22 protein-coding genes, 2 tRNA genes and 1 pseudogene are annotated in these 18,821 nt (G+C 60.6%); 9 read left to right on the top strand and 16 right to left on the bottom strand.

Annotation, left to right across the window (positions count from 1 at the left end; all coding sequences use genetic code 11):
• The first annotated feature begins 95 nt into the window (after window positions 1–95).
• Both A3AI_RS0132385 and A3AI_RS0132380 read left to right on the top strand, forming a co-directional pair.
• Window positions 96–2,297, top strand: coding sequence for a TOMM precursor leader peptide-binding protein (locus A3AI_RS0132385; RefSeq protein ID WP_051382556.1), 2,202 nt, complete (start codon window positions 96–98; stop codon window positions 2,295–2,297).
• 38 nt (window positions 2,298–2,335) lie between these two features.
• Window positions 2,336–3,772 carry a SagB/ThcOx family dehydrogenase gene (locus tag A3AI_RS0132380; protein ID WP_084801094.1) on the top strand — a complete coding sequence of 479 codons (1,437 nt, stop codon included), beginning with the start codon at window positions 2,336–2,338 and terminating at the stop codon, window positions 3,770–3,772.
• A gap of 125 nt (window positions 3,773–3,897) precedes the next feature.
• On the opposite strand, the gene A3AI_RS49515 is transcribed toward A3AI_RS0132380, so the two are convergent.
• Together A3AI_RS49515 and A3AI_RS48160 are read right to left on the bottom strand one after the other, a co-directional pair.
• On the bottom strand, window positions 3,898–4,284 hold the full coding sequence (locus tag A3AI_RS49515) for a hypothetical protein (protein ID WP_245286996.1): 387 nt from the start codon (window positions 4,282–4,284) through the stop codon (window positions 3,898–3,900).
• Between the two features lie 996 nt (window positions 4,285–5,280).
• The gene (locus A3AI_RS48160; protein ID WP_156928035.1) at window positions 5,281–5,436 is read right to left on the bottom strand and encodes a hypothetical protein; all 156 of its coding nucleotides are present in this window, start codon (window positions 5,434–5,436) and stop codon (window positions 5,281–5,283) included.
• 946 nt (window positions 5,437–6,382) lie between these two features.
• Between A3AI_RS48160 and A3AI_RS50350 the strand changes: the two are divergent.
• Together A3AI_RS50350 and A3AI_RS0132355 are read left to right on the top strand one after the other, a co-directional pair.
• A pseudogene (locus tag A3AI_RS50350) lies at window positions 6,383–6,518 on the top strand (IS481 family transposase); the annotation flags it as partial.
• Between the two features lie 120 nt (window positions 6,519–6,638).
• A complete protein-coding gene (locus A3AI_RS0132355; RefSeq protein ID WP_024519541.1) occupies window positions 6,639–7,040 on the top strand; it encodes a hypothetical protein in 402 nt (133 codons plus the stop codon).
• A gap of 945 nt (window positions 7,041–7,985) precedes the next feature.
• On the opposite strand, the gene A3AI_RS0132340 is transcribed toward A3AI_RS0132355, so the two are convergent.
• The 9 genes from A3AI_RS0132340 to A3AI_RS0132300 all read right to left on the bottom strand — a co-directional run bounded on the left by A3AI_RS0132340 (window position 7,986) and on the right by A3AI_RS0132300 (window position 13,003).
• A complete protein-coding gene (locus A3AI_RS0132340; RefSeq protein WP_024519539.1) occupies window positions 7,986–8,249 on the bottom strand; it encodes a hypothetical protein in 264 nt (87 codons plus the stop codon).
• 22 nt (window positions 8,250–8,271) lie between these two features.
• Window positions 8,272–8,613 (bottom strand): hypothetical protein, encoded by a 342-nt coding sequence (locus A3AI_RS0132335; protein WP_198030258.1) that lies wholly within the window; start codon window positions 8,611–8,613, stop codon window positions 8,272–8,274.
• 37 nt (window positions 8,614–8,650) lie between these two features.
• A complete protein-coding gene (locus A3AI_RS0132330; RefSeq protein WP_024519537.1) occupies window positions 8,651–8,917 on the bottom strand; it encodes a hypothetical protein in 267 nt (88 codons plus the stop codon).
• A 65-nt stretch (window positions 8,918–8,982) separates the two neighbouring features.
• Window positions 8,983–9,507, bottom strand: a complete 525-nt coding sequence (locus A3AI_RS0132325) for a hypothetical protein (RefSeq protein WP_036050274.1) — start codon at window positions 9,505–9,507, stop codon at window positions 8,983–8,985.
• A 662-nt stretch (window positions 9,508–10,169) separates the two neighbouring features.
• A complete protein-coding gene (locus A3AI_RS49510; protein ID WP_024519535.1) occupies window positions 10,170–10,535 on the bottom strand; it encodes a hypothetical protein in 366 nt (121 codons plus the stop codon).
• A gap of 256 nt (window positions 10,536–10,791) precedes the next feature.
• Window positions 10,792–10,868: transfer RNA gene (locus A3AI_RS0132315), tRNA-Pro, on the bottom strand.
• 97 nt (window positions 10,869–10,965) lie between these two features.
• Entirely contained in the window at window positions 10,966–11,625 is a 660-nt protein-coding gene (locus A3AI_RS0132310) for a cold-shock protein (protein WP_024519534.1), read from the bottom strand.
• A 197-nt stretch (window positions 11,626–11,822) separates the two neighbouring features.
• Window positions 11,823–12,581, bottom strand: coding sequence for an SIR2 family NAD-dependent protein deacylase (locus A3AI_RS0132305; protein ID WP_024519533.1), 759 nt, complete (start codon window positions 12,579–12,581; stop codon window positions 11,823–11,825).
• A gap of 158 nt (window positions 12,582–12,739) precedes the next feature.
• Window positions 12,740–13,003 (bottom strand): hypothetical protein, encoded by a 264-nt coding sequence (locus A3AI_RS0132300; protein ID WP_024519532.1) that lies wholly within the window; start codon window positions 13,001–13,003, stop codon window positions 12,740–12,742.
• Between the two features lie 406 nt (window positions 13,004–13,409).
• Here A3AI_RS0132300 and A3AI_RS0132295 point away from each other — a divergent pair, with 406 nt between their 5' ends.
• Complete coding sequence (locus tag A3AI_RS0132295; protein WP_024519531.1) at window positions 13,410–13,604, top strand: hypothetical protein; 195 nt, start codon at window positions 13,410–13,412, stop codon at window positions 13,602–13,604.
• A gap of 88 nt (window positions 13,605–13,692) precedes the next feature.
• Here A3AI_RS0132295 and A3AI_RS43800 read toward each other — a convergent pair whose 3' ends face one another.
• The 4 genes from A3AI_RS43800 to A3AI_RS0132280 form a co-directional block, all read right to left on the bottom strand.
• Entirely contained in the window at window positions 13,693–13,971 is a 279-nt protein-coding gene (locus A3AI_RS43800; protein WP_036050271.1) for a hypothetical protein, read from the bottom strand.
• Window positions 13,972–14,316: 345 nt separating this feature from the next.
• On the bottom strand, window positions 14,317–14,664 hold the full coding sequence (locus A3AI_RS0132290) for a GrlR family regulatory protein (RefSeq protein WP_024519530.1): 348 nt from the start codon (window positions 14,662–14,664) through the stop codon (window positions 14,317–14,319).
• Between the two features lie 90 nt (window positions 14,665–14,754).
• Window positions 14,755–14,940, bottom strand: coding sequence for a hypothetical protein (locus A3AI_RS0132285; protein WP_024519529.1), 186 nt, complete (start codon window positions 14,938–14,940; stop codon window positions 14,755–14,757).
• A gap of 140 nt (window positions 14,941–15,080) precedes the next feature.
• Window positions 15,081–15,314 (bottom strand): hypothetical protein, encoded by a 234-nt coding sequence (locus A3AI_RS0132280; RefSeq protein ID WP_156928034.1) that lies wholly within the window; start codon window positions 15,312–15,314, stop codon window positions 15,081–15,083.
• 728 nt (window positions 15,315–16,042) lie between these two features.
• Between A3AI_RS0132280 and A3AI_RS0132270 the strand changes: the two genes are divergently transcribed.
• Both A3AI_RS0132270 and A3AI_RS0132265 read left to right on the top strand, forming a co-directional pair.
• The gene (locus A3AI_RS0132270; RefSeq protein ID WP_024519527.1) at window positions 16,043–16,495 is read left to right on the top strand and encodes a VOC family protein; all 453 of its coding nucleotides are present in this window, start codon (window positions 16,043–16,045) and stop codon (window positions 16,493–16,495) included.
• Window positions 16,496–16,694: 199 nt separating this feature from the next.
• Window positions 16,695–17,327 (top strand): glutathione S-transferase family protein, encoded by a 633-nt coding sequence (locus tag A3AI_RS0132265; protein ID WP_024519526.1) that lies wholly within the window; start codon window positions 16,695–16,697, stop codon window positions 17,325–17,327.
• 55 nt (window positions 17,328–17,382) lie between these two features.
• Here the strand turns inward: A3AI_RS0132265 and A3AI_RS0132260 are convergent, their stop codons facing one another.
• A complete protein-coding gene (locus A3AI_RS0132260; RefSeq protein ID WP_024519525.1) occupies window positions 17,383–17,637 on the bottom strand; it encodes a PilZ domain-containing protein in 255 nt (84 codons plus the stop codon).
• Between the two features lie 283 nt (window positions 17,638–17,920).
• Between A3AI_RS0132260 and A3AI_RS0132255 the strand changes: the two genes are divergently transcribed.
• Together A3AI_RS0132255 and A3AI_RS0132245 are read left to right on the top strand one after the other, a co-directional pair.
• Window positions 17,921–17,995: transfer RNA gene (locus A3AI_RS0132255), tRNA-Glu, on the top strand.
• Window positions 17,996–18,300: 305 nt separating this feature from the next.
• Window positions 18,301–18,609 carry a hypothetical protein gene (locus A3AI_RS0132245; RefSeq protein WP_024519524.1) on the top strand — a complete coding sequence of 103 codons (309 nt, stop codon included), beginning with the start codon at window positions 18,301–18,303 and terminating at the stop codon, window positions 18,607–18,609.
• Window positions 18,610–18,821 lie beyond the last annotated feature (212 nt).

The raw sequence follows: 18,821 nt of genomic DNA, 5'->3' as shown, positions 1-18,821 counted from the left end.
CTAAGCGCAAGGCGGCCTCGCGCCCAGCCTCGAAAAAAGCCTCAAAGCGGGCCCCGCGACGATCACCGCAGGCGCCGCGGCGAGCGCCGAAAGACATGCTGCAATTCGCGCCGAATTTCACCGCTTACGTGCTGCCCGACGATGTCGTCTGCCTCTATTCCGAGGACCGCAAATTCTTCCTGCACGGCCCGCTTTACGTCGCGCTCGCCGAGGCGATCGGCGAACGCGGAAAAAGCGCAAGACAACTTGCTGCCGAGCTTGGCGCCAAATTCCCGGCTGACCAGGTCGAGGACGTGATCAAGCGAATGATCGAACGCCGCTATGTCGTGACAGCTTCTTCGCAGCCCTTCGCTGCCCCCGTGGCTGGCTATTGGGCGAGCCTCGGGCTTTCGCCGCAGTCCGCTGCGGAAGCCTTGAAGAAATGCCGAGTCCGTGTCGAGGCGTTCGACGTGGACGGTGCGAAAGAGCTAACCGCTGCGCTACGTGAGCGCGGTGTAACCATCGTCAATGGACCTGCAGACCTCACAGTCACCCTGGTGAACGACTACCTTGAGCGCCGCCTTGGCGAGATCAACAAGCAGCGCGTCACCGACAAGACGCCGTGGCTGCTGGTTCAACCCTCCGGCGTCTTCCCGCTGGTTGGTCCCGTCTTCAATCCGCCGGACGGCGCCTGCTGGACCTGTCTGTTCGACCGTATGATCCGCAACCGCGAGATCAAGGGGTTTCTCGACCGCGGCTCGGCCAAGGCCGTCGCAATCTCACCACTGACCCGCAAGACCTTTGGTGAAAGCGCGATCCAGTTTACTGCGAACGAAATTGCCAAGGCAGTTGGCTCGGGTTTTCGTACCGACCTGAACGACCACATCGCAAGCTTCGATCTGTTGGGCTCGACCATCGCGCGACACTATGTGGCCAAGCGGCCGCAGTGCCCGCATTGCGGCAGCAAGAAGCTGCAGAACCCGCGCCGCGCGCCCCAACCGGTCGCACTCGGACCTGGCGCGAAGCTTGTCATGACCAGCGGTGGCTATCGTACGGTAACGTCACACGCGACGGTTGCGCGCTTCCGCAAGCATGTCAGCCCGCTTACCGGCGTCGTCAAGAAGCTGGAGCGGATCGATGCCAATCTGCCGCTCAACACCAATTTCTTCGCCCAGCATAATTTCTCGGCGCCTGCCCACAGCGTCGATCAACTGCGCTCGGGGTTGCAGGGCGGCAGCTTCGGCAAGGGCTCGACCGCCGAACAGGCGGAGGCTAGCGCGCTGATGGAGGCGATCGAGCGCTATTCCGGCATCTACCAGGGCGACGAGATCAGGATATCCAGGCGTTTCACCGACTTCGCACCCGGCGAAGCCGTCATGCCAAACGACGTCCAGCATTTCAGCGAAGAGCAGTTTCGCACCCGATTCAGCAACCACGAGAATGCCTCTCATCATCCTGTGCCGCCGCCGCTCGATCCGACGGAGAAGATCGACTGGACGCCGGTGTGGTCGCTGCGCGACCAGTGCTTCCGCTACCTGCCGACAGGGTTGGAATATTTCTTCTACTACGATGCTCACACGGATTCGAACGGCTGCGCCGCCGGCAACACGCTGGAGGAGGCGATTGTCCAGGGCTTTCTCGAGCTTGTGGAGCGCGATGCCTATGCGATCTGGTGGTACAATCAGGTCCAGCGTGCCGAGCTCGACCTCGACCAGTTCGACGATTCCTATGTCCAAGATCTGCGGACGCAGTTCACCGACGCCGGCCGCAAGGTCTGGGTGCTCGACGTCACCAGTGATCTCGGCGTGCCGACCTACGTCGCGATGATGCACTGGATGAGCGACGGACATGAGAACATCGAGTTCGGCTCGGGCGCGCATTTCGATCGGCGCATCGCGCTACTGCGAGCGCTCACCGAGCTGAACCAGTTCCTGGCCATCGGCATGATGGGCGGCTCCAGCGGCGACAAGCCGTCGCTCGACGGCGTCACGCCACTGAAGCTCGAAAACTATCCCTTCCTGCTTCCTGCCGCGCATCCGGCGGTGCCGCCGGCGCCAGGGCTAAAACTCGCCGACAACAGCCGCGGTCAGGTCGAGAACTGCGTCGAGGTCGCGCGCCAGGCCGGGTATGATTTCCTGGCGCTCGACCAGACCCGGCCCGATGTCGGCGTTCCCGTGGTGCGCGTGACCGTGCCAGGCCTGCGGCATTTTTATAAACGCTTCGGGCCCGGCCGCCTCTACGACATCCCGGTCAAGCTCGGCCTGCTCGAGCGGCCGCGGCTGGAGAGCGAATTGACTCCGTTCCTGCCACACACCTGACGGAAGCGACTTCATTGCGCGCGCCGAAAAAGCAGCCAATGCCAAGGAAGGCGACGCTGACGCTGTCCGTGCGGTTGAACGAGCGCGTCAGCCTTCAGGCGCAGCCGGACGGCAGCCTAGCCGCCATGGTCGATTCCTATCCCGTCGAGCTCGGCCGCTTCAGCGCGCAAGTGCTCAAGCGTGCGGAAGGCCTGCACGACGGTCTGCCGCTTGCCTCCTTCGCCGGAAGCAAACCGCCGGCGCGCGAGACCACAGCCCTGGTGCGCCGTCTGGCCCGCCGCGGTTTTGTAGAATATCGTGTGGCGCGCGGAACCAAGGATCTTGTCGTCATCGAACCGCAGCTTGCGGATTATTGGCCGCAGCTGCCAAAGCTCCGAGCATCCGACACCATCGTGCTGTCGCGCTTTGCCTATATGCGGCGGCGTGCCGACGCGCTTGTGCTGGAATCACCGCGCGCGGCCGCGTTGTTCCGGATTTGCGATTCTGCAGTCGCAGGCTTTCTTGCGAGTCTCGCGGTGCCGCGGAAGATCGGCGACTTGAAGGGCCAGCGCGGCTTTCCGGGCCTTGCGCTGCTGGCGCTGCTCGCAGATTGCGAAATCCTGTTCACATCGGATGCGAAGACCGACGGCTTGCGGGGAAGCGAGGGCGACGCGAACCTCGTGATGTGGGACTTCCACGATCTCCTTTTCCACACTCGCTCGACCGAAGGACGGCAGGCCAATCCGATCGGCGGACTCTATTCCTATGCCGGGTGGCTACCGCCGCTGCCGGCGGAGCGGCCTGCCTGGCCCGGCAAGACAATCGAACTGAGCCCCTTCGCAACAGACGACCCGCCTGATGTCACGATCGCAACGCTGCTGCGCGAGCGTCATTCGGTCCGCGATTTCGACGAGACCCGCCCGATCACGCTCAGAGAGCTGGCGCTGTTTCTCGGCTCGACCGCGCGCGTGCTGTCGCGCTGGGAAAGCCCGGTCGAATTTGACCGTGCGGATAGTCCGCTCGTCTCCTACACGTCCCGGCCCTACCCGGCCGCCGGCAGCGCCTACGAACTCGAACTTTACCTGGCTGTCGCCAATTGCGCCGACCTGCCGCGCGGCTTCTATCATTATGACGCCTCGGCCCACGCGCTCACGGCTATCGAAACGGCGAACGCGCAGCTCGAAGCCATGCTCGGCGCCGCGCAATTCGCCATGGACACCGCGACCGAGCCGCAAGTCCTTATCACGATCGCCGCCCGCTTCGGCCGGCTGTCCTGGAAATACGCCGGTATCGCCTATTCGCTGGTGCTCAAGGATGTCGGCGTGCTGCTGCAGACGCTCTATCTTGCGGCCACCGACATGGGCCTTGGTGGCTGCGCCATCGGCACCAGCAATATCGAGCTGTTCTCGAAGATGACCGGCCTGCCCATTCACGTCGAAGGCCCGGTCGGCGTGTTCGCGCTCGGCCGCGAGGCAGCCGCGCAAACGGAAGCCTGATCGCGCAAGTGCAAGGCTGGCTTGCAAGGCGGTGTGCCATTCGAGCGAAAACAGTCCGAGTTCGAAAAGATGGCGGGGACGAAAGCGCCGTTCTTTACCGAACCCCAAAGGCGCCAGCCGCCGCGCTATTGGAAGCTCACTCGGATCTCCATCCCTTTCCGCCATAAGAGGCGGCAGGCATAGCTCACACCTTCCAACGGGAGCGCTAGCGTAAAGCGATCTGGAATAACAGTTGCGCTGGCCAGGTCCAAGGACGCGCCTTGCCTGGAAAGGCTTCGGACCAGGCACGACACCGCGAGCCCATGAAACTCGATCGTCCCCGGCTCCAATGCGAAATCACGCATCAAGATGAGTTGCGCCTCCTGGTCGATCTGTTCATTCAGATCAGCCTCCAATTCCAAAACAATGTCATGCATCAAACCAACCGCAAGCGGATCGGTCGCCTCTCGCTCCATTGCCTGGTAGCGCGCCAACCGATGCCTGCGTTCCTGCCACAAGCCGCTATCAGCCATGGCGATAGTCCCCCATGCTGCGTCCCCAGCGCGGGCGTACATTGGTCCTCGAAGTGTGAAATTATTGCGGCGCAAATAGACGGCCTGGCAGCTTTTTAAACGGGAACATCCGTATCATCACACCGGCGGCGCCGATCGGGTAAGGTTGCGAGGCAGGCCGGCAGGTCGCAGGAAAAGAATTTGCGCCAGCGCAAAGACGAAAGCGGCACAAACAGCTTTCTCCATGCACGCGCGGACATTCCTTCCCCGGAATCCGCCTCAAGACTTCAGGATGCTCCCAGCGAGGTTCGGGAGCATCCATTTTGCTTTTGGCGTCGTGCGCAGTTGTCTACGCCGACGCAGCGAGCCGGCGGCTGCCAAATCAGTTACGTACCAGCCGCGGCGGCGGCACGCATGTCGTCGACGAACCGGCTCGTCACTGCGAAAGTCAGCTTTATCGGTTGAGCAGCACCATGGGCCCGATAAGGTGCGCGGCGCAAATTGCGACGGCGGCGCTTTTGGGTACCTCCTCTGCGCGCTCCATTTCCTTCGAGGGTTGGGACTAACCTGGGTGCCCTGAAGTTCGGGGCGGCGATGCCGAACCCAGAGGTTGTCATGTCCGAGGCGTTAAGATCGATCCTTTCAGCCGTGAAGCCGCGCCCTCAGCTTGCAAAACCGGATGAGGATCCGGCATCCAGATTTTTGTTGGACGAGGCGAAATTCCTCGCCGAAATTATGAAGGAGCCGCCGCCGTCCGCCGGAAGCTCTGCCAATCCGTCCTGACATCGGCACCGCGGGTGCTCACCGATCACGCGCGCTAGGCGGAATGCTGAAATGCCGGGGCAACTAGAAAGGAATACGACGCCCGCCGGCACCGCGAGGCGCGAGGATGAAGCGCCGGCGCCGATTTAGAAAGCAAAACCGCACGCGCCTGGCCAGCCAGGCCAGACGGTTGAGGCGGCAACAGCAAATGTCAAAAGGCCCGCGGGTTTAGCCGGGGGCCTTTGCTTTTGCCATTTAGAAAAAGCCGGTGCTTAGATCCAAGCCGTACGCCTGCACCGCCAGCAGCGAAATAACCAAGCCAATGCCCGAAAAAATGAGGACAGCCGCAAGTGACTCGCCTTCGATCTCGAACCCCGTTATGCGGGAAAGTGTTTCAGCAATTTGGGTCATGTACGACTCCAGGTTAATGCTGGAATCATATCCCGCGATGCGAAGAAAACTGTGTGGCGTGGGTCACACCAAATCTGATTTCTCGCCGGCCGAGGCGGGCATAGGAATGACCTCCAACTGAGGCGCCGCATTTCAATCAAGGTGCCTACGGAACTTCCTAATGATCTCCCGCAGCCCGTTCGCGTACTCCTCAATGACCAGCCAACCTTCCTCTGAAGGCCTGCGCTTTGGCGTTTCCTCATCCTTGCTGGGTTTATCCGGGGGCGTAGGGCGAGACCAGCCGACCCCAATGCGTACCGCCTTGATATGGCTCAAGCCCGAGTGGGCCGCCCGATGAGCTCAAATTGGGCGACCCTTGCCAACCACTTGCAACTGCCCTGCCTGCCCCTAACGACAGCGGCCGGTAATCGGCAGCATCAAGATCAGCTGAGCGTCCAAAATATTCGCGACGCTGACGCGCGGGCCTCAATGCGACAAGGCCAGCCAGACAATCAGGGCACTGTTGACAATGCCGACGGCTATTACGCTCAACTTGAACAGCCATTCCCGATTTGCCATGCGCGCCTCCGCTAGCGAACGGCAGTAGCTAGCACGGGCGACAGACCGATAAGTAACACCATTTCGAGCTATTGACACATGCCGGTGCTGCTTCTCAGCAACGGGCGCGGGGCTTCGGTCCCGCGCTTGTCTCACCCGAAGGCTTCGCCATGAGGATTTCGAGACCAATAACCGAATCTCACAAATCGAGCCTCCTGGAGATTGTCCGGCAGCAGACCGACGAAGGTCGGCAGGCAGCTCATTCGTCCGGGACGAAGACGGCTCAAATTCGTCAGATAGTCGTTCCGCGCAATCTCGCTTAGCAATTGGCTTCTTGCTGGAGAGTTCAGCGAGTTTGATAGAAGCCCGCACTACTTCACCGCTTCAGCGTGATGCAGAAGCCGGTGAGATCAACCAGAAGACAGTCGCGAAGTGGAAGTAGCGTGAGATCGTCGCTGATCTTCCGACAGGCCCCCAAGGAAGCCAAGTCGACTGTCCTTTCCATCGAGAAAGAGGCGATTATCGTTGCTTTCCGGCGCAGGACACGCTGGATTCCGGCCTCGAACAGGTCTTTCCTGGCGAGCCGACCAAGATCGCGGTGCAGCGCTTCAACTCCCCCAACGGGTTCGTCCGGTCGCCTGAGCGGCACACAGAGGGGATGTAACATGAAATTCGTTTATGCCGCCGCATTGGCACTCATTGGCTGCATTGTCGGCTTCAATTCCGCAAACGCACAAGGAGCCGCTATGAAAACGACGCCGACGACCAAAATTCTCGCCATCGGGACCATCAACCCCGGTTTTGAACAATCGCAGGTGTTTGCTGTCCTACCGGAGGAAGTTCGGGAAACCGTCGATCTCTACCTCGATGGCAAGATCGAGCAGTGGTACTCGCTACAGGGAAAGCCGGGCGTGGCGTTCATCATCAACGTCACCGATCCAGCCGTCGCTCACGAAATGCTCGAAAAGCTGCCCTTGGGAAAAGCACATATGATGAGCTTCGAGCTGATCCCCATTGGCCCGCTCAACCCGCTTCGCTTTTTGCAAGGCATGCAGCCGAAACCTTGAAATTTGCAGAGGGCCTTCTTGGACGTCACGCGCGAGCGCTAGATCAGCGGCGGAAGCTGGTGATCCTGACGCGATCTGAACCAACGCGACGAGCAGGGCGAGAGCAAGCTGAACCGATCACCTTTCTCAAAAAGCCGACCTGCAGTATCAAAAACTGCATGTCGCGACCTCTATAAGTTATTGCAATAACTGTGTTTTTGGTCGGGGCAGCTGGATTCGAACCAACGACCTGCAGTACCCAAAGCAGAAAGCGGCGGTGGACAACGACGGCCAAGGGGCCATCCCGTATAACATCCTCGCCAGCCAACTTTCCGTCTTCGGGCAGATGGTGGCAGGGCCCGCGTCGACCACGGCCGGTCTGTTGAAGGTTCAGCGCAAGTGATTGATGGGACTCTGCTCTCGACTCTGCAGCTAAGACAGACCAGTGGTCGCCGTAATAATTTGTGAATCGATCAGACGTGGTCCTTCATCTGCGCGAACATCTCTTTCACCTCCGACAGACGCGACCGGGCTACACGCTCATCATCAGCTTGATGGAGGCTCGCGAGGCTCTGGCACGATTGAGGGTGCGTCAGTCTCAACGTCGAAGTACCACGGAGGCGACAAATAGCCGGCATCGATCGCCATCCTGATCCTCTCCCTTTCAAGCTCTTTCCCTTCCTGATCGGCGCGCATCCTAGTCTCCCTTGGCTGACCGACCCCGGGATAGCCGCCCCCGAAGTCCGCGCCCGTGATACGCGTCACCAAATCTAGATTGGCCAACCCTTTGCCTCACCGAAACCGTGATGCAGATCATGCAGGCGAGGGTCTTAGAACGTCTCATCACCCTGTTCATGGCGGGATGATTGCGGTTCTGGTAGGGGCGATCGGCCTGCTTGGAGACCAGGCCAAAAAAGCAATCTTTCAAAAGTAACTCGTGCCGCAAGGTAGCGAGCGCCACCACCCCTATTCAAGTTTTTCCACCTTCGCTACCAAGTTGGGATGTCGGCTTATCCTGTAAGTGGCGTTGTCACATTTCAGAACCCACACCGCATAGTTTGGCTTTGAGAGCTTGGTGTCGCGCGTGGCTTCCAGGGGGTTGTCACAAGCAAACCCTTGGGTGCGGATCCGGGCTGCTAGCATGCTCTTAACTGTCACTTCTTTAGCAACCAGAGCTCCGCCGCTCGACAGCAGGAGCGCGAAAACAAGGGCTTTTTGAAAGCGTCTCATTTCGTTCCCCTCCTGCGAGTCCTCAGGGCAGCGGTAGCATGAGCTGCGCGCCTATCCTGCGGCCGGTGTGGCTCTCGATGAAGTCCAGCAAGCTGTCCGAGACCTCAAGTTCCTCGGCATTGATGCGAAGCTCCAGCTCGTGCGCGATGTCTTCGCTAGCGTCCCTCGACCAGCCCTCCACCGGGTTGAATGCGACAACCCGCAGCACCTGGTCGTACTGGCCGGTGAGCAGGTCGGTGATCAGCGTGTGATAGTCGATGCTCTCATCGGTCTCTCGGAAAGCCGCCCCGCTCGTGAAGTCCTCCAGGACGAAGTAGAAATCCTTGTCGAGCCGGTCGTTTGGGACGATCGAGGGCGAGGCCATACGCAAAACTCCGCTGACCGGCGTCCAAGATAGGCAATCACTCGCCAGAATGCGAGTCGGTAGGCAGCCCGATGACCAATTGAGGCTCGGCAGTATCCCAGTCCGGCCGCACATCGGCGCCGCGGAGACCACAAGCCTGACAGATGAATTTGGGCTCGATATCCGACAGCCGGACGTCATCCGGCCAGCGATCGGCGCCAAACCGGTTCCAATGGCTGCAGCGGTAGCCGGAGCAATAGACCAGCACGCTGGTCACGCCGGAGGCGCGCGTCTGAGCAAAGGTGATCTTCGGGCCGTCGGACATGCCCCATGATTCCGCCGCTGTGAGGGAAGCCACTAGACCTTGTGACGCGGCGCCGACGGCGAAACCTATTCCTCGTCGTCGTCCTGGATAGTTTCTTTAAGAGCACTGGCGTACAGAAGACGATCGACGGCCGCTTTGATCAGATTGACGCACTCAAGCGCACGATCTCTGTAACACTCTTCGTTGGCCTTATCCGGCTTCCAGTTAGAGAGTTTCTGGCAGAGCTTAGCTATGTGCTCGCTTTGGAAATGCACAAATTGGGTTGTGTGTGCGAATTTGTTTCGAATGTCTTTGATGACGCGCAGATCTCGTGCGACGTCTTCGTCGATGAGTTCGAAGAGGTAAGCGACATCGATCTTACCTGAGAAGGATCTGAGCGGACCCATTCCTTCAAAGATCCTCTCTGCCATTGTATTGGATATCGTCCGCCCCCTCGCGAGCAGTAACTTCTCCAACCAGTCTTCGACGATGCCAGCGACAACAAGCGCGTTACCTGCCTCCGTGTGCCGAGACAGGATTTTCATGAAATCTGCTTGGGTTATCGGTGTGGTTGCTGCGCCATAGGTAGCGCCCTGGCTTCGTGCCGCCATGTGCACTGTCGCCTGATCGGAACCGCATTTCGGACACGGCCGATCATCGACGCTTTTAAGCGTGTGTCCGCATTCGTTGCATGTGACCGGAAACACTGCGGTATCCCCATCGATCGCTGATCCCGTAGGGATCGCCGCAACCCAAGCGCGTGGCTGCGGACGTACGGCAGGCGGCTGAAAGATCAACTATGCTGCCCGCGGTCAGATCGGAGCGAATATCCCTGCGCCGCCACAGGTGGCTCTTGCCGGACATGCAAGTCGGAGAATGCTTGAACCCGATTTGACCGCAACTCTACGCCGGTGGACGATACGGATACGCAACCCGCGAATGGTCTGCCACTTATGGGAAATTCTAATCCGGGTCATCTAACCTCCAAGGTTCAACGCACAGGGACTGACTGGCCCGGGAGATAGCCGATCCCAAGGTCGACGACCGTGAGCCGCGTCACCATCGTCGGCGCCAATCGCACAGGAAGCGGACCCGCATGCGGCTGGCGACACACCGCCGGCGGTTGAGCCGCTAACCGGATTTCAACTGGTCTAAGGTACTGAAGTATTGCGGTTTCACACCGCACCGAACCGAAGAGCTTGATGCCCGTTGCCCCGCCGGCGCTCTAGCGTCGGCGGGTTTTTATCGGCGCATGGCGCTAGATTCGCGACCGCTAATACTGCTGGCAGACCAAATTGCCATAGGGGTCGCGGTAGCAGCCGTTGTTGGCACCGTAGTAGCCGTAGCTGCTGTAGCCGTTGTTGTAGTAGCCGTAAGCGGCGGCGCCGGCTGCCGCGGCTCCTACTGCTGCGGCCCCAATCGCCGCGCCGCGATATGGATACCCGCCGCGCCACGCAGCGCCGCGATAGGCCGCCCCACGATAGGCCACGCCACGACCCGCGACGCCAACCGCGCCGCCGCGTACACCTACCGCGCCAACACGGGCCCCGCCGCCACGGTACGCAAGTGCATCAGAGGGAATAAAGGCCGTGCCCAGAAGGCCAGCGGCTACGAGACCCACGAAAGCATTGCGCAACATTTGTCTTCTCCCTTACCTGACTGTTGCAGATAGCGAACGACGAGGTGTCGCCGACAACGAGGCAACCAATGGTCCGCAAAATAGAAGACGTCGGCTTCAGGATGGTTCCGTAGTTACGGGAAAATGGTTTCATTGCGGAGCAATCCGCATGCCGCCATCCGTGTCCCCTGCGACAAATTGTCTTCCCATGGTCTTCCCAATCGAAAAAACTGGGAAGATTTGGCCTTTGAAATGCCGGCTAAGTGATTGATTTTATTGGTCGGGGCAGCTGGATTCGAACCAACGACCTGCAGTACCCAAAACTGCCGCGCTACCAGGCTGCGCTATACCCCGTTCCGGTCATGGTCGATACACGCTCGCGGCGTCCGCAGCAAGCTACAGCCGCGCATCGCGCGTGGCTGGCCGGTTGACCAGCGCTGCGACCGTGCGGCTAGTGCGACGAGACCCCGGAGCCTGTCTCGGGATGGATCTCGGCGGCCATCATGCCCTTCGACCCCGGCCCGAAACGCACCAGCACATATTGGCCGGGGCGCAGCTCGGTCATACCGAAGCGGCGCAGCGTTTCCATGTGCACGAAGATGTCAGGCGTGCCCTCGCCCATGGTGAGGAAGCCGAAGCCACGCAGCCGGTTGAACCACTTCACCTGCGCCCGCTCCAGTCCGCTGGTCGCGGTGACCGAGACATGGGTGCGAGGCGGCAGCATCTGCGCCGGATGGATCGCCGTGGACTCATCCATCGAGAGGATGCGAAAGGCTTGGTAGCCCTTGGCGCGCTGGACACATTCGCAGACCAGTCGCGCGCCCTCATAAGCCGTCTGAAACCCGTCGCGCCTGAGCACGGTAACGTGCAGAAGAACGTCGGGCCATCCATTGTCGGGTACTATGAAACCATACCCCTTGGAGGCGTCGAACCATTTGATGGTTCCCGTGATCTCGACCAGGCTCGCAGTGTCGCCCAAACCCGAGATCGCTTCCATTGCCGGGTCACGCGCTGCATTACCCGGATATTCGCCAGGTCCAAGACGATTCGGGCCAGCTCCACCTACCAGGGGACCCGCACCCTTCTTGGACTCAAATCCGTCCGACCCCATAAACCCGGACCTCACACTTCATTGTGGTCCGCCGCGCCGCGCAACGGTACCGGAATTCGCGCCTTGAACGAATCGTTGCCACGAATCCGCGCGAATCTCTTAAATCAAAAGATAACATTCTGGGTTGCGTCGCATAGATAAAAAACAGATTCGCGGGAACCTATGAACAGCTTGCACAGGCGCGAATCAATGGCGTTTCAGTTCCCGACGAAAGGACCAAGCGTGTCGCCGATATCGTGCCGGATCACCAGATCGGCAAGATCGTCCTGATCGGTCGGCTCGCGATTGATGATGACAAGGCGCGCGCCGGCACTCTTGGCCATCATCGGAAAGCCGGCGGCAGGCCACACCACGAGCGATGATCCGATCGCGATCAAGAGGTCGCAGCTGCGCGAAAGCTCGCTGGCGCGCTCCATCGCATCCTCCGGCATGGCCTGACCGAACGAGATGGTTGCAGTCTTCACCGGCTCGCCACAGTCGGTGCAGTCGGGTGCGCCACTGTCGTCAAAGCGCTGCTTGACCCAGCCCAGGTCGTAAGCCCTGCCGCATCCGATGCAGCGGGCATAGGTGGTATTGCCATGCAGCTCGATCACGCGGTCGGGCGCGAAGCCCGACTGCTGATGCAGGTTGTCGATGTTCTGGGTGATCACCGCCGGGATCTTGCCGGCACGATAGAGAGACGCGAGCGCGCGGTGGCCGCGTCCGGGCTTGGCCGCTGCAAACGTCGCCTCCATCGCAAAGCGCCGCCGCCAGGATTCGTCGCGCGCCTCCTGGCTTGCGACGAACTCGTCGAACGGTATCGGCCGGTTGCGCGTCCACAATCCGCCCGGCGAGCGGAAGTCGGGAATGCCGCACTCGGTCGAAATGCCGGCGCCGGTGAAAGGAACGATGATGGACGCCGCAGCGATCATCTCGCCGAGGCGCTCCACTCCGCTCTGAATGTCCTTGGCGATCATGGACGACGCATCCAGATTTCCATGATCGCTATAGCACGGCCCGGCGGATGTCGTCTTGCAAGCCGTGTCGGGCCGGCAAGGCGTTGCGTACCCACTGACCGGCATGCTGGTTGGTGGGCACGGCGCGGGGCGCCTTTGCCCACCCTCCACTCAAGCGCTCAGGCCGCCTCGGCGACGGTACCCTCGCCCTGAGGCTTGGCCTGCTCCGTCTCACCGGCCCGCTCGTTCTTCTTCGCGCGGGGAGCGGGCGGCGCGGTCTGCGTCTTCTTGGCGGCCTTTCCGCCATAGGCCGACAGACGTTCCAGCTCCGCTTCCAGTTCCGCCTGGCGCGCCGCAACCTTTTCGGCAAGCTTTTCGATTGCGCGATCGCGCAGGCTTGCGAGCTCATCGATGTTCAACGCGTCAAGATCGATCTTTGCCATTTCACTGCCCTCTTTGATTTACGTTCGTCGAAGCTCGTCGTCACGCCTCACGCACACCCTTGCACGAACTTCGGCAACGCAAAGGCACGCAACAAAAATTTCGCGCCGCCGATCGATCGAATACTTCGGATCGCGTCGCGACCTCGCTCAATTTTTGCGTAACGCCAAGTCGTGTTTCGGACAAGGGACAGAGCACGCCTTATCCACCACCAAGCACGCGCGACATGCGACCTGTCGTGCAAGCGCGCACGAAGATCACAATCACAATCTCGCGCAGCTGTCTCCCAATTCGCGCCCCAATCGACATGCGAATGTACAGTAGGTGCGACTCACGTTAGTCGAACAGCCGATCAGAACGACCGGGTCCAATGCGACTCCAACAAGACTCCAACAACAAGGGTTTGGAATGACCGAACAAAAGGACCGCGCCAGCCAAGAACGCCATCGTCAGGCACGACTGAACCGGGCACGCGAAGAAATCGCCGCGCGCGTTGCAACCTTCCGCGCCACGCAGGAAAAATTTGAACGCGAGCGCGAGGAATATTACGAGACCACTATGGAGAACGCCCGCAAGACCGGACGGCCGTCGTTCTGGCCGTGACTGGGCCCGTCATTACGCCTGGCTGGCAATGACGAGATCCTTGTAGAAACAGAGAAGCCCGGAAGCGATGCTTCCGGGCTTTGTTGCCTCACCAGTGGCGATAGTAGCGGTGCCGGTAATAGTAAGGCCCGCCGTAATAGGCGTAGGGCCCCGGGGCATAGTAGGCCGGCCCCCCGCCGTAAGAGTAACCCGGTCCGTAGTAGTAAGGGCTGGTTGCGGCTATCGCGCCCGCGGTGATCGCACCTGCGGCGAGCCCGAATGCCAGCCCCGGCCCCACGCCGCCGCGCCAATGCGCCTGTGCAGGCGCAGCCAAGGTCGTCGCGCCCAACGTGGCGGCGGTCGCCAAAACTGCCAGTGTCCGTGTCATGTCTTGCTCCTCTCTCGCTAAGGCCTTGGGTCACCAACGCAAACTTTGGGCGATGGTTGCGGCAGGAACTGCGTCCATCGGTCGCCGCCGGCTGCGGGAACCTTGGCGGGATTGCTTGACAGAAACGCATGCGAGGGAGGGAACAACACGAGACTGTGCGTTGTTACCTATTTTGCGCGAGCGGTAAATACCGTTGTCGCATTACTTTTGGCTGTTGTCGGAATGCAATCGTGCCACCTTGGCTGGAAATCCTGCTCGACCTCGTCGGCTTTGCCGGCTTTATCGGGCTTGCGATATGGCACAAAGGGCCTCGCAAGGACGATGAAGCCGCCCGGCGTTAGTCCGTTAAATATCCGCTAGCCGCTTCAAGGTCGCGTGGAAGCTGAGGCTGCGCGCGCCGACCAGTGTTGTCCCGAACACCTCCGCCTCGTCGCCGGCAAAGGTCCCCGAAAAGCCACTCGCGACTTCCTGGCCGCCGAACAGTGGGCGCACATAGGGATCCTCAAACGAGGTGTGCTGATTGGTGACGAGTTGCCCCTTCCAGGTTCCGTTGCCGCTGGTGTAGGTCCCGGTCGACCAGAAATAGGGACCGCCCGAAATCAATTTGCCGTCGCGCAATATGATGACGCCACTATCGCGACCCTGTACGCCGTCGAGCATATGAATGTGAATGGAGTAAAGCCCATTCCGCACCGTCGCGCCCTCCCCTGAGGGTTGAGCGTACAACCGGTCCGCGCCAACGTCGAGCGACCGCAGCCGCACATAGTCGCCAAGACGGCGGCCTCAGTTGGCCGGCTGCTGATCGCTTGCGGTACGAATGAGCCGGTCGGCCTTCACCAGCACCCGCGTCTCCTCGTTCTGAGGCCGCAGCGAAAAACTGATCGTCACGAAGGCGGCGCAAAACAGCACGCCGATGATAACCACGCGTCGGTAAGTCTGCCGGTCGGCGGTGTGGAACGAAGGGACCATGACGCTCCCTTACGCCAACCGCTCACAACCGCAACGCGATTTGGATCTTAACCTAATTGAATAGCGTTATCGCCGGTTCCGTAACGCGCCATTAGGCATCGCGTGTGGGTGCGAGGCCGTGCCGGAGACGAGGTGAGCATCTAAAGCATAAGACTCGCGAGTTGATAGAGCGCATAGCCAACCTCCACGCCCATCAGAACGAGCGCTGCGATCATCAAATAGACACCGAAATGCATGGGAGCCTTAAGCAAAATATGTCCTGCGGCCGCGCCGAGGATCGAAGCGGCGGGCCGAACAACAAACTCAGAACCGTGGGTGATGTCGTCGACGCGATCTTTGGGCTGCGTTCGATTCGACGTCAATGATTTTCGCAAGCCGTTGTCGATGCGGCGACCGCAGAAATTTTTTCGGCAATATTTTCAACGCCTGAGCGCCTCGAAGATGAACTGCGCGAAGCGAAACCGTTCGCGATACCAGCCCGCAGAGGTCCCCTCCAAGGGTGGGCACAAGCCCGCGGCACCGGAGGGCAGCGGAAGAGAGAACAGCAGGCTTCCGCCGCCGCGGAACGGAGCCCCCGTCGCGAACCCCGATAGACTGGGGTTTGCCCAACAGCAGCGCCTGCCTGTTCTATGTGCCGTAAAAGATCTTGATCCCCCACAGCACAACGGTGATGGCCGAGACCAGCGTGGCCACCACAAGGATACTCTCCATGGAAGCGACTCTCATTACTGTACTCCGCTTCCCAGCCCCACATCCGGTCTAGTTGATTCGTTAATTCATCTTCAATCGCGCCCCCGCGATCGATTGAAAATGAACGTCAGATGTGGTTTGCCGGGCACACGTAATTTACCCGGGGCGAAGGGCGGCCGGCCCGGTCGACCTTGCCCTAGCTCGTCACAAGAGGCCGTGAGGCTGAGACATGGTCTTTGCAGAGAGCGGAGACCGGGATTCGGGCCTGCGCCATCCCTGGACGACACGTGGGACACCTGACAGGCAATTGACACGCAACACCCTGCCCCCTGGTGCGTTTTGCTGCTAATTAGTGCCCCGCCATGCCCGACCCGGCTCAAAAATCTTACAATGTTCTCAGGGAGATAAGAAAATGCGTTTTCTCCACACCATGCTGCGCGTGCGCAAGCTCGATGTCGCGCTCAAGTTCTACCAGGATGCACTGGGGCTGAAGGAGGTCCGCCGCATCGACAATGAGAAGGGCCGCTTCACGCTGCTGTTTCTGTGTGCGCCCCAGGACCTTGAGGCGCTCAAGAAGCAGCCTTCCACCCGCGGCGCGCCCCTGGTGGAATTGACCTACAATTGGGACGAGGAGAAATACGGCGAGGATCGCTATTTCGGCCACCTCGCCTATGAGGTCGACGACATCTACGCCACCTGCGACAGGCTGATGAAAATGGGCGTCATCATCAACCGCCCGCCGCGCGACGGCAACATGGCTTTCGTCCGTTCGCCCGACCTGCATTCCATCGAGTTGTTGCAGAAGGGCGAGCCGAAAGCGCCGGCCGAGCCCTGGCTCTCCATGCCCAACACCGGCCACTGGTAACATGCCGCCCGCCCTGCTCCGGTTGCTTGGTGTGCTGATTCCGGTCGCCACCGCGCTCTCGGCGCGGCGTTCGGCCGCTGGGCTCTCCTGATCGCCGGACGGCACAAGAGGCTCCGTTGAAAAACGGAGCCTCTTTGCATTTTGCGTTTTTACGCCGCAGGCTCTAAGAGCCATCGAATGAAGGAAACGAGGCAGCAGCATGAGCAAGCTCACGATTTGGGGTCGGGCCAATTCAGTCAATGTGCAGAAGGTGCTTTGGTGCCTCGCCGAGTTGGACCTGCCCTTTGAGCGCATCGATGCCGGCATGCAATATGGCCGCACGCGAGAGACGGACTATCTCGCGATGAATCCCAACGCACGGGTGCCGACACTAGTCGAGGGCGACTATGCGCTGTGGGAGTCCAACTCCATCATGCGCTATCTTTGCATGGAGCACCGGCCGGACCTGCCGATCTATCCGAAGCAGCCGCAGCGGCGAGCCGCGATCGATCGCTGGCTCGACTGGACGCTCTCCACATTGCAGCCGGTCGACCGTCCGGTCTTCTGGGCACTCGTGCGCACCCCACCGGAGCAGCGCGACATGGCTGCGATCCAGAAGGATGCCGACGCAGAAGCCGAGGTATGGCGCATCGCCGATCATCATCTGTCCACACGGCGCTTTATCGAGGGCGACAATTTTTCCATCGCCGACATCGCGCTTGGCGCCTACGCGCGACGCTGGTTCGGCGTCGAAGGCATCGCGCGGCCGAAACAGCCGCATCTGGAGCGTTGGTTCGCGCTGGTCGGCGAGCGCCCGGGCTTTGTGAAATTCATCGCGCCTCCGATGTCGTGAAAAATTGATGAGATCATTCCGGGTTCGATGCTTCGCATCGCCCTGGAATGAAGATCTACCGCACGAACTTCACGCCGGCGGATTTGCCCCGGCGCCAGACCACCTGGCAGGTGTGGCCGGTCCGGGCATCGCGCGAAAAGGCGAGCTTGAGCGTCGCAGGCAGCGCGATCGCCTCCCCTAGCGTGATCCGCGCGCCAGCACTGGAGATGTCATCGACCACGCATTGCCGCGCGGCGAATCCGCCATCGAGCGTGATCCAGGCTTGTTGCCCCAACCGCTTGCGGGCTTCCCGTTTTTTGGAGGGTCCCATCTTCGCCGTGCTCCCGAAGCGACATGCCGTATCCCAAGAACTCTAAAAAACCGTTGATATCTCAAGAGAAAATCGTCGCTGTGGGCAGCGACGCTACGCTACTTCCGGGCGGCTTGCCCCTCCGCCCAAACGCCACTATACGTTCGCGCATCCGATGGCCAGCGCGGTGGAGCCCGCTGGTCGTTCGGCCCGGCGGATCTTGGTCTCAAAGCAACGATTTGCCGGTGTTTTGCCAAAGCTTTGCGCGAACGCTGCGAAACCGAGGTCGCGGCTCACGCGTTTTGCTCCCTTCGTCTATCGGTTAGGACGCCACCCTTTCACGGTGGAGAGAGCGGTTCGATTCCGCTAGGGAGCGCCAATAAAATCAATAGCTTAGTGGGACAGATCCGCCTGTCCAATGATTGTCCCCAAAACGGGGATGGACGGGAATAGAAGGTGGCGCGCAATTCCCAACCAGAAGCGCGAGCTTGAACAGCGGACTTGATCTGCCTCGCCATCAGGAAAGTTGCAGCGCCGACTTGATGATGTGGATGCCTTCGACCCTGCGCAGGCCGGCACTAGCGGGTTGCTTCCTGTGCGAGAGGACGCGGGACAAAGCCTCGCACCGCTGCTGTAGCCGGACTTGTGCCAGCACCGCGTCAGCCGTCAGAGAGCAATTCGGCCGTGACCCAGCGAACGTTACAGACAATCGAATGGAACGCCTATCCGCTTCAAATCCCACCAGCAAACGAGCGCCTGCTGTTGATCCTGTCGGCAGCCGGCCAGCCGCCAAGCCTCAAGCTGATCGGCAAAAGTGAGGTTGCGATCGGATATTGGACCGGCGACGCCTTTCGGGTGATATCCGGCTTTTTGCGACCGCGGCTGACCGATTGGCAGCCGGCGATCACCCATTGGGCGAGACTTGCGCCGTGTTTGCCCCAGGCGATCGATCTCGTTCGCGACAGAAGATTCGACCCTGACGTTCGGGATTGAGCGCGGGACCGAAGCCCATCCCACGCACGAAAGCCCTCTTCTGAATCTACCGAGCCGCCGGTCCGCGTTCCGAGCGCGAGCGTGGTTGCTTCTCGGCCGCGCGCGGCGTCAGCTCCTTCGCAACGATAGGCTTCTCGGGGGCCATACGCGGACTCTCAGCCCATTTCACAGCGGGGTCGTCACAGCTTATGCATTGGAGGTCGGTCCGGCCG

It is taken from the genome of Bradyrhizobium sp. Tv2a-2, from assembly GCF_000472425.1.
Lineage (GTDB): Bacteria > Pseudomonadota > Alphaproteobacteria > Rhizobiales > Xanthobacteraceae > Bradyrhizobium.
The sequence above is the reverse complement of the archived record's forward strand: the minus strand, read 5'-3'. Positions and strand labels throughout refer to the sequence as shown.